General features: G+C 64.0%; 8 protein-coding genes. 6 read left to right on the forward strand and 2 right to left on the reverse strand.

The window, feature by feature from the left end; translation table 11 throughout:
* The 3 genes from KDH09_09150 to KDH09_09160 form a co-directional block, all read left to right on the forward strand.
* Positions 1 to 2,560: hypothetical protein (locus KDH09_09150; protein MCB0219846.1), on the forward strand; the 2,560-nt coding region annotated here is incomplete at its 5' end.
* Between the two features lie 54 nt (positions 2,561 to 2,614).
* Positions 2,615 to 3,400, forward strand: a complete 786-nt coding sequence (locus KDH09_09155) for an SDR family oxidoreductase (GenBank protein MCB0219847.1) — start codon at positions 2,615 to 2,617, stop codon at positions 3,398 to 3,400.
* A 248-nt stretch (positions 3,401 to 3,648) separates the two neighbouring features.
* Positions 3,649 to 5,034 (forward strand): adenylate/guanylate cyclase domain-containing protein, encoded by a 1,386-nt coding sequence (locus KDH09_09160; protein MCB0219848.1) that lies wholly within the window; start codon positions 3,649 to 3,651, stop codon positions 5,032 to 5,034.
* A gap of 112 nt (positions 5,035 to 5,146) precedes the next feature.
* On the opposite strand, the gene KDH09_09165 is transcribed toward KDH09_09160, so the two are convergent.
* Positions 5,147 to 6,205: a saccharopine dehydrogenase NADP-binding domain-containing protein gene (locus KDH09_09165; protein MCB0219849.1), complete on the reverse strand. Its 1,059-nt coding sequence runs from the start codon at positions 6,203 to 6,205 to the stop codon at positions 5,147 to 5,149.
* 182 nt (positions 6,206 to 6,387) lie between these two features.
* Here KDH09_09165 and KDH09_09170 point away from each other — a divergent pair, with 182 nt between their 5' ends.
* The 3 genes from KDH09_09170 to KDH09_09180 are packed head-to-tail and all read left to right on the forward strand — an operon-like array spanning position 6,388 to position 9,613.
* Entirely contained in the window at positions 6,388 to 6,666 is a 279-nt protein-coding gene (locus KDH09_09170; protein ID MCB0219850.1) for a hypothetical protein, read from the forward strand.
* Between the two features lie 15 nt (positions 6,667 to 6,681).
* On the forward strand, positions 6,682 to 8,097 hold the full coding sequence (locus KDH09_09175) for a class I SAM-dependent methyltransferase (protein MCB0219851.1): 1,416 nt from the start codon (positions 6,682 to 6,684) through the stop codon (positions 8,095 to 8,097).
* A 4-nt stretch (positions 8,098 to 8,101) separates the two neighbouring features.
* Positions 8,102 to 9,613, forward strand: a complete 1,512-nt coding sequence (locus KDH09_09180) for a sulfatase-like hydrolase/transferase (GenBank protein MCB0219852.1) — start codon at positions 8,102 to 8,104, stop codon at positions 9,611 to 9,613.
* Here the strand turns inward: KDH09_09180 and KDH09_09185 are convergent.
* A partial coding sequence (locus KDH09_09185; GenBank protein ID MCB0219853.1) for a hypothetical protein occupies positions 9,598 to 10,017 on the reverse strand: 420 nt, incomplete at its 5' end. The genes KDH09_09180 and KDH09_09185 overlap by 16 nt on opposite strands.

The raw sequence follows: 10,017 nt of genomic DNA on the forward strand, positions 1-10,017 counted from the left end.
CATCGAGCTCAATGAGAACACGCCCGAGCGCCTCGAAGTGCTCGGGGGCAAGGGCTGCGGCCTGGTGCGACTGATTCGCGCGGGACTTCCCGTGCCCGAGGCCTGGTGCCTGCCGGCGGGAATCCACGCCGTCCACGGCGGTGAAATGACGCCGGCACTCAGCAAAGAGCTGCGCGCCTTCTGGAAAGAGCTGCGCGCAAAGTGGGGCGCGCCCCTGGTGGCGGTGCGCAGCTCGGCCACCGCCGAGGATCTCGAAGAAGCCTCCTTTGCCGGCGTCTATACGACGGTTCTGGGCGTGGCGAGCGAGCGCGCGTTTCTCGAAGCGGTCGAGACCTGCTGGGGCGCGCTCCACGAAGAGGCCGCGCGCGCCTATCGCGAGAAAAAGGGGATCGGCCACGACGTGGGCATTGCGCTGGTGATCCAGCGGATGCTGCGCCCGGAGTGTTCGGGAGTGCTGCTCACCGCCAACCCGCGCCGCGCATTCGCCAATGAGATCGTCATCGATGCCGCCTGGGGCGTGGGCGAGGCCATTGTCTCGGGCAAAACCCACCCCGATCATCTGGTCGTGGAACGAAGCAGCGGCAAGCTGCGCGAGGAACACCTGGGCGGCAAAAAGATCGAGATGCAGGTGCTCAAGGGAGGCGGGCTCTCGGAGAGACCCGTGAGCGCAAAACGCCGCGCCGCGCGCTGCCTGGGTGATGCGCAGCTCCGCGTGCTCTGGCAGCTCGCGTGCCAGGTGGAAGAAAAGATCGGTCCCCGTCAGGACCTCGAATGGGCGATCGAGGACGGCGTGCTCTACCTCCTGCAGCAGCGCCCCATCACCGGGCTGCCGCCGCTCCATCCAAAGAACGTGTGGACGCGCAAGTTCGGTGACGAATATCTGGCCGACTACAACTTCCCGCTCGGGCGCGGCCTTCTGGTGAAGTGGATCTCCGACAATTACCTCAAGGAGATCTGCGTGCTGCAGGGCCATCACGACCTCGTGGGGGTCGAGCCGCTGCGCAACCACGAGGGCTACAGCTACTTCAACGGCGCGTTCATGGCGCGGATGCTGCGCGCGGTGCCAAAGAGCGCACGCGAGGGAAATACCATGGGGTGGTTCCCGCCGCTCTGGGAAAAACACATCCAGGCGCAGCCCTTCGAGCCGCGGCGCCTGCTGGGAATGCTGAGCGCGCCGACCAAAGACCCGCGCGGCCCGGTGAACAAGAACCTCGCTGCGCTCGATCGCCACACCGCGAACGTCGACCGGGTGGTCGTGCCGCTGCTCAAGCAGGACTACACGAAACTCTCTGAATCAGAGTGGAAGCGTCAGTTCGACGAGGTCTACGCGCTGGGGATCGAACACTTTCGCGTCATTCGCTGGGGAATGGGAAATCACAACCCGGCCCTTCATGCGGGATTGCAGGGGTTGCTCAAACGCTGGTGCGGGGACAAGAGCGGCGAGCTCTACCAGACGGTGGTGAGCGGGCTGCCGGAGACGAAGACCGCGCTGATCAACCGCGACATCTGGCGGCTCGGCATCGAGGCGCGAGGCAGCAAAAAAGTGCGGAAGGGCATTCTGGCACAGGAGCCCTACGAGAAATTGCGAAAGGCGACGAAGAGCGATCCCTTCTGGGCGAGCTTCGACGCCTTCATTGCAAAGCACGGTCACCGATCGTCGACGCGGGAACTGGCGGCCGAACGCTGGGTCGAGACGCCCGGGCTGGTGCTGGGCTTTGTGCGCGTGCAGCTCCACGGCGAGAGCGCACCGCCCGATCCCGACGCGCGTGAAGAACACGCGATTGCAGAGCGCCGGCGCGCCGAGAAACAGGCACTGGCTGCGCTGGGGCGCGGGCCCGCGGCACTGGCAAAGCGCGCGGCGCTAAAACGCCTGATGGAACTCACCCAGCAATATACCCGCTACCGCGAGAACCAGCGCTACCACCTGGACTATCTGCTGCTTCATATCCGCAAGCTGGTGCTCGAACAGGGGCGCCGGCTGGTGAAGAAGAAGTATCTCAAGGAGCCCGGCGAGATTTTCTTTCTCGAGGACGCCGAGTTCTGGCAGCTCGTGGGCGGGGAGAAAATCGACCGCAAGGAACTGCGCGCGCGCATCGAGGCGCGGCGCGCGCACTGGCTCAAGTGGAAGGACCGGCTGCCCGCGACCTACCTCTTCGACGATGTCGAAACCGAGGGCGAGATCGTCGAGGGCGATCCGCGGCCCGGGCAGGACAGCGCCGATGCCGCGGGGATCGGCGCCTCGCGCGGATCGGCCAGGGGAGCGGTGCGCGTCGTGCGCGAGCTCGCGCATCTCGATGAAATCGAACCCGGCGAGATCCTGGTCGCCAGCAACATCGACCCGGGCTGGACGAACGTCTTCCCTCTGCTGGGGGGGCTGGTCACCGAGACCGGCGGCATCCTCAGTCACGGCGCCCTGCTGGCGCGTGAGTACGGGATCCCCGCCGTCATGGGCGTCAAAAACGCCATGGGCCGCTTCGAGACCGGGCAAGTGCTCGAGATCGATGGCGGCACCGGCGCGATTCGCGAAGGGACTCGCGATGGCGCGGGCGAGGCGCTATAACAGCGCACGCGAACTCGACGAAGACGACAGCCGGCGCGCCGGCGAGGGGGACTCATGGAAAAACCATACAGCCTTGAAGGCCAGAAGATTGCCATCACCGGAGCCAGCCGCGGCATCGGGCGCGGCATTGCGCTGCAGTGCGCGCGCGCGGGCGCCGACATCGCGGTGGGATACAACAGCAACGCAGAGGCGGCGGGCGAGGTCGTTGCCGAGGCCAAGAAGCTCGGCGTGAAGGCGGTCGCCGTCAAGTGCAACGTCGCCGACTCGGGTGAGGTGCGCGCCTTTTACGACGGCGCCGTCGACGCGCTGGGCGGCCTGGACGCCACGGCCATCAACGCCGGGATTTCCTCCAAGGCCGTGAACGTGCGCGCCACGTCCGACGAAGAGATCGAGCGCGTCTTCGCCGTCGACCTGCTGGGTGCCTACTACAGCGCGCGCGAGGCCGCGCGCATCTTCCACGAGCAGAAGAGCGGGCTCATTGTGATGATCTCCTCGGTGCTGGCCGAGACCCGCGGCGCGAAGATGGGCCCGTACTGCGTGGCCAAGGCGGCGCTCGAGGGACTGATGACCATGCTCGCCCGCGAAGAGGCGCCCTTCCGCGTCCGGGTGAACAACATCCTGCCCGGCCTTGTGAACACGGACATGGGCAAGCAGGTGCTCAAGCCCATGGGAATCACCGACCCGGCCATGGTGGGCAAGGCCATGCCCATGGGCCGCGTGTGCGAGCCCGAGGACATCGGCAACCTCTTCGCCTTCCTGGCCAGTCCGGCCGGCAGCTACATCACCGGCCAGTCCATCATGGTCGAGGGCGGCACCACCCTGGTAAAGGGTCTGTTCTAGGAAGATTCGCCACAGAGGGCACAGAGCCCACAGAGCAGAATTTGAAACCACAGATGAACACGGATGAACACAGATAGGGAGCAGGGATTTCAGCTCTCTTCTTAATCCGTGTTTATCTGTGTGCATCTGTGGCCAATTTCTGTTCTTCTCTCTGTGGGCTCTGTGCCCTCTGTGGCAAAAAATCCCGATATTGGCCTGAACCTTCCGCGCTATTCCTATCATCCCAGTTGTCGGAGTAATCTTTCGGCATGAGCGAAACAACGCGCGACCCGGCCGCGATAGCGGTCCCCATTCCCGTGGATGCGGAGACGGGGAAGGACTGTCCCCTCGCGTTCGCGTTGGGGGCGCGTGCCATTGGCTGGACGCGGCTTCAGCGGATCATCGGCGCGGCCTCGGAGGAGGTGCGCGGCACCCTCGACGAGGTCGAGCGCCGCCGGACGATGCAGCTCCAGACCTTCCGCGTCTTTGCCTACGCGCTCAATGTCATCATCTCGCTGGTATTCCTCAAAGTCGTGAGCTGGTTCGTGCTGGTGCCTGCGACCTTCACCCTCGTGAACGTCGGTTTCTATTACGTCCTGCGCCGGACCTCGTGGTTCCGGATCTGTAACGCGATCCTTTTCCTGATCGATGTCGAAGTCACGATGTTCTCGATCTGGCAGTTCGGGCCGGTGATGTATCACTCGCTCCTGTTTCTGCCGATTCTGGTGATTGCCGCCGTCTTCTACCTGCCCTCGCACTGGGCCGTGGTGATGACGGTCCTGATGAGCCTCGACTACGCGCTGCTGAGTTTCGGGCAATGGAGCGGGTGGATTCCGCCCGGTCACATCGGCGCCTCACTGGGGCTTGGCAACGGGCTCTACAGCGGCCCGCATGCGGGACTGTTGCTGCAGACCTCGATCGTCGGAACCATTTTCTTTCTGGGCGGGATGCACGTCTTTGCGAGGGAGATCCTCGGCCTGTTCCGTCAGCGCGAATTCGAGGTGGCCCAGGCCAACGAGCTGATCCGTCGCTACGTCCCCTCGCAGCTTGCCGAGCAGATCCTCTCGGGTGAACACAGCACCGCCGTTTCCCACGAGCGGCGCAAGCTCACGGTTTTTTTCTCCGACATCAAGGGTTTTACCGAGACGGCGGACCAACTCGAATCGGAAGACCTCTCGCGCATTCTCAATGAATATCTCTCGGCCATGTCGGACATTGCAGGTGAATTCGGCGGGACCATCGACAAGTTCGTCGGCGATGCAATCATGATCTTCTTCGGCGCGCCCCACGCCACCACGGACAAGGACCACGCCCTGCGCGCGGTGCGCATGGCCATGAAGATGCAGGCGCGCATGGATGAGCTGGCCAACAAGTGGTACAACGAGGGCATTCAGGCCCCCTTCGACATCCGCATCGGCATCAATACAGGCACCGCAACGGTGGGCGACTTCGGCTCGGACGGCCGCATGGATTACACCGCCATCGGCAACCAGGTGAACCTGGCCGCGCGACTCGAATCGGAGTGCAAACCCGGCAAGATCCTCATCAGTCACTCCACGTGGGCGCTCGTGCGCGAAGAGATCCCCTGCATCGAAGGCGGAGAGATCAACGTCAAGGGCATCCACTACCCGGTCAAAGTTTACGAAGTGGCGTAAGCGAAGAATCCGAAACCACAGATCAACACGGATGAACACAGATGGAGAGCAACGATTCCGATTCTTTTCTTATCCGTGTTTATCTGTGTGCATCTGTGGTTAAATCTTCTTCTCAGGTAGGAACCCGCAGGTCGGTCTCTGGCAGCCGCGTGACGAAGTCGGCGCCGAATGCGGCCGAGGGGGTCCAGGCGCCGCCGGGCACTTCGCCGGCGAGCACGCGCTCGACGCTGGCCATGGCGCTCAGCACGGTGAAGCGGTAGCCCTCGGGGCAATCAAGCGTGCCGGTGACCACCTTGCCCGCATCGTTCTTTACCTGTCCCCACAGGTGCACGCGCCCGGTGCGGCGCAGCTTCTCATCGGGGCCCTTCACGCGCTTTTCAATCTGATTCTTCAGAAAATTCTGGACAGCGGGCAGGGCGGTGACGCCCATGAACGGCGCCGAGAGGCGCGTCATCGTGGACATGGCCCGCGGCACGGAGGTGTAGACCGTGATGTTGGGGATGCCGGTGGAGTAGTAGGCCGTGCTCACATCGCCCCAGGGAATGGCCATGCACCAGCGCGGCTTGTCGGAGAACTGAATTTCTTTTGCCTTGTGACCGGTGGGCACCTTGATGATGCGGCCATTCTTGCGGATGCGCCCGCCCTTGGGCAGGCCTTCGACCGCGGTCTTTGCCGTCCCGGCGCTGGCGGTGCCGAAGCCGCCGAGGGCCAGTTCGAGCTCGGTCGCATCGGGCAGGGCCCTGGCCAGGCTGGCGGCCAGGCAGTCCGAGGGCACGACGTCGAAACCCACTCCGGGCATGAGCACCGAACCGGATTTTTTGGCCTCCTGCGTGCGCGCGTGGATGGCTTCGAACACTTCGATCTCGCCGGTGATGTCCAGGTAATGGGTTCCGGTCTTGAGGCAGGCCTCTACCATGGGCGCGCTGGTCGCTGAGAACGGGCCGGCGCAGTGCATGACCAGATCGACTTCCTTGATCCCCTTGGCCGCCGCCATGGGATCGCCCAGATCGAAGGCGCGGTATTCAAGACCCAGCTTCTCGGCGATGGGGCGGATCTTGCTCTCGGAACGCCCGGCCAGCAGCGGGTGCAGGCCCTTCTCCACCGCCAGCTCGGCCAGCAGTTTGCCGGTGTAACCGTTGGCTCCGTAAATCATCCAGGGGTCGTGTGCCATGGGGTCTTCTCCCGCTCGTTGATCTGCCGCCGGTTCCCCGGCTGGGGGCCGACGCGGCTAGATGATGGCTGGCGACACCCGTTGCGACAAGGGACTCGTGCTTGCCTCGCAGGCGCTTCTTGCCAATGAGACTGGATGACCCCTATAAGTAAAAGGATTCGAACCGGGGCAGCTTCGACTGTATGAATGAACCGCCTTCAATCATTGCGCGCAGGAAGCGCCGTCAGGACGCCTGGTTTCTGGCGCTGCTGATCGGCCTGTATCCGGCCGCGGCCCACGCCTACATCGATCCCGGCTCGGGAGCGCTCGTCCTGCAGGCGCTGATTGCCGGCGCGGTCGGCGGCGTGTTTTACTTTCGTGACAAGATTCTTCTGGTGCTCGGGAAGCTCGGGCTCTACAAACCCAGAGAAATCGAGCAGCCCGAAGACGAAGCATCCGATCCGGACAAACCCGCCGAATAGGAAACCCGGGAACTTTTGAGCCAGAGCCAGCGAACTTCCTTTCGAGATCCCGGCGGCCGCGTCGTACGCGCCGGTGATCGTGTGCTGCGTTTGCTCAATGAATCGGGTGCCGCGGAGTTCGAGGCATTTGCCGCGAGCGCTTGCGCAAAGAAGCTGGCGGGCGAGGGCAAGCTCGTCGGTGCGCGCAGGCTCGATGCCGCGCCGGCAGGACTTGCAGAGAGTCCTCCCGCGATGTGCCTGGAGCATGACGCGATCTGGTTCCCGAGCTATCCGGGTGAGTGGCCGCCCGAGATGCTGCATGCCGCGGGCGTGCTGACGCTCGATCTGATGGAACAATCACTGGGCGAGGGCTTCGGACTCAAGGATGCCACGCCCCACAACGTGCTCTTCAATGGTCCCGCGCCGGTCTTTGTCGACTGGCTCTCTTTTGAGAAGCGCGACGCGCTCGACCCGCTCTGGTTGGCGCAGGCCCAGTTCGCGCGGACTTTTCTGCTGCCGCTTCTGGCGTGGAAGCGTCTGGGACTGCCTCCCCATGAGGCGCTGCTCGTGCACCGCGACGGAATCGAACCCGCGCAACTCTACAAGATGCTGGGCTGGTGGGGGCGTGTGAGACCGCCGGCCCTGGGGCTGGTGAGCATGCCCACCTGGCTCTCAGGAAAGGCCGAGCAGGAAGGCGAGCAGCTCTATTCGCCCCGAAGGGAAAACGATCCGAAGAAGGCGCGCTTTATCCTGGACTTCGCGCTGCGCGGGCTGAAGAAGAAGCTCACGCGCGTCGCGCCGCAGGCAGCGAGGGATTCGGTCTGGTCGGGTTATATGGAGACGCGACCCGGTCACTACGAGGCCGAAACATTCGCGGCGAAGGAAGCCTTCGTCGGCGATGCGCTCAAAAGCGTTGGGCCCGCGCACGTGCTGGATGTGGGATGCAACACGGGGCATTTCAGCGAGATCGCCGCAAAAGCCGGCGCGCAGGTGGTGGGCATCGATCTCGACCCCGTCGTCGTTGGGATGACCTGGCGGCGGGCCAGCGGGAAATCGCTGAACATCCAGCCGCTCGTGGTCAATCTGGCGCAACCGACACCTGCACTCGGCTGGCGCAACGCCGAATGCGCGTCCTTTCTCGAGCGCGCGGCAGGCCGCTTCGAGCTCGTGCTGATGCTCGCGGTGGTGCACCACATGCTGGTGTCCGAGCGCGTGCCCCTCGAGGAAATTGTCGACGTGGTTGCAGAGCTGAGCACGGACGCCGTTGTGATCGAGTATGTGGATCCCGCAGACCCCATGTTCCGCCGGATTGTACGCGGGCGCGAGAATCTCCATGCCGGTCTCACCCCCGAGCGATTTGAGGCTGCATGGAAGGCGCGTTTTGAAGTCGCCCGGAGCGAGAAAATCGGCCAGACGCGCGCGCTCTATCTGATGCGACGTCGGAGCAATTGAACCAGTGAGCGCCCAGGCCAGACGCGCACTGATCTGTCTCTCGCTTGGCAATCTCTGGTTCCTGCCGGTGTGGGCGGAGCTTCTTCCCAGCGCGATCGGTGGCCGTAACCTCTACTATTTCGCGGCGCTGCCGCCACGGATTCACTACTGGCTTCTGCCAATAAGTGTGGTGTTGCTGGCGGCGATCTTCTTCGGAGTCTCCAGCGCACTCAAGCGAAGCGCCTTCACCGAAGCCGTGTTCCTGCTTCTGCTGGTGATTCCGCTCAACGGAATCCGTATCCAGATCGACGCGCTGGCGCTCGGAAGCCTTGTTCGCGTGTTCGGCAAGGCAGGGCTGCTGGGGGCGGGACTTGCGGGTCTCGCGCTGGGAGTCTGGCTGCTGCTCAAGCGGCGCGAATCGCTGGTTCGCGCCGTGCTCGGCGCACTTACGATGGCGGCGGCGTTCGTGCCTGTTACGTTCGGACAATCGCTCTGGAATGCTGCTACCTGGGAAGCACCGCATGATCCGTCGGGCTACCTGGTGAAGGACGCGGATGCGCCCGCGCCCTCGCGGCGGATGCTGTGGCTGCTCTTCGACGAAGCGGACTACGAGCTGATCTTCGAGCATCGCAGCCCGAATATTTCCCTGCCGGCAATCGACGCGCTTGCTGCCCGGGCCGTGCAACTGACGAATGCTGCTGCGCCCGGTCCGGCCACGGCCTATTCCATTCCGGCGTACACTTCGGGCAGGGAAGTGCTCAGTGCGATGCCGGTTGCCCGCGACCGGATGCTGCTGCAATTCGCGGGGGCAGAGGACTACGTGCCATGGAGCCAAGTCCCGACCTTGTTCGAAATGCTTCACGATCAGGGGGCGCGGGTTGGCGTCGAGGGCTGGCACCACCCCTACTGCCGGCAGTTCGCGGCGCAGCTTTCCTATTGCCGCGATCATCTCTCGCCGCCGCTGCTGGACGGGCGCGGCATGGGCGCCTGGGAGATGCAGTGGCAGCGCCTGCTGCAGAGTTTTCCGCTGGTCTACCGCCTGGGCGGCGGGATTCTCGAAGACTCGCGGCTGCGCAAGACCGAACTGGAGTCGATTCACGAAGGCGCGCTGGCACTGGCGGCGGACCCGTCCATCGACTTCGTGTGGGTTCACTATCCTGTGCCCCACTTGCCGGGAATCTGGGATGCCGGCGCCGACCGCTACGTGCTCGACCGGCAGGGCAGCTACGAAGACAACCTCGAACTCATGGACCGCGCGTTGGGCGAAGTGCTCGCGACGCTCGATCGCAGCGACCTGGCGGGCATCACCGACGTCATCGTGACATCGGACCACCAATTTCGGACCAAGAAAAATGACGACAGGCGCGTGCCCTTGCTGATTCGTTTCGCGGGAGAAGAGCGCGGCGCGCGATTCGACGGAGCGCTCAATGCGCGCGTCGCGCACGACCTGGTGCTGGAGCGATTTGCCGGAAAGATCACCGACGTTTCTTCATTGCTGGACTGGCTGGGTGAGCGTGCCGATTACTCGGGCCGGTAGCACTGCATCGGCTTCGCATTGCCGGGTGTCTGGCCCCTGGGCAGGATGCGGTAGAGCGTCAGCGGACCCTTCCACTTGCGCAGGGATCCGGGGCCGCCGCACTCAATGACCGGTTCCAGGCGGCTCGCAAAGTCCTCGGGCAGGTGCGGGGCGTGGCGCTTCTTGATGTAGTAGTCCCAGTCCACGATGTACTCGAGCCCCACCTCGTCGATATAGTCCCCGAGCGTATGATCCTTGATGCGCGCGAAGACCGGATCGTTTCCGATCCCGTCGAGATTCATCACCTGGTTGTCGTAGTAGTAGGCCTGCATGAGGATGTTGAAGCCGCCGATGCGTGGGTGATCGGCGGGCTCGACCACTTCGCGAATGGTGTGGGCCATGTCGTACATGTCCGACTGCCAGGG

It is taken from the genome of Chrysiogenia bacterium (genome assembly GCA_020434085.1).
Taxonomy (GTDB): Bacteria; JAGRBM01; JAGRBM01; order JAGRBM01; family JAGRBM01; genus JAGRBM01.

What these genes read in the sequence shown, in the direction of transcription:
- KDH09_09155 (MCB0219847.1), top strand. Translation starts at nt 2,615, where the DNA reads ATGGAAAAACCATACAGCCTTGAAGGCCAGAAGATTGCCATCACCGGA.
- KDH09_09160 (MCB0219848.1), top strand. Translation starts at nt 3,649, where the DNA reads ATGAGCGAAACAACGCGCGACCCGGCCGCGATAGCGGTCCCCATTCCC.
- KDH09_09165 (MCB0219849.1), bottom strand. Translation starts at nt 6,205, where the DNA reads ATGGCACACGACCCCTGGATGATTTACGGAGCCAACGGTTACACCGGC.
- KDH09_09170 (MCB0219850.1), top strand. Translation starts at nt 6,388, where the DNA reads ATGAATGAACCGCCTTCAATCATTGCGCGCAGGAAGCGCCGTCAGGAC.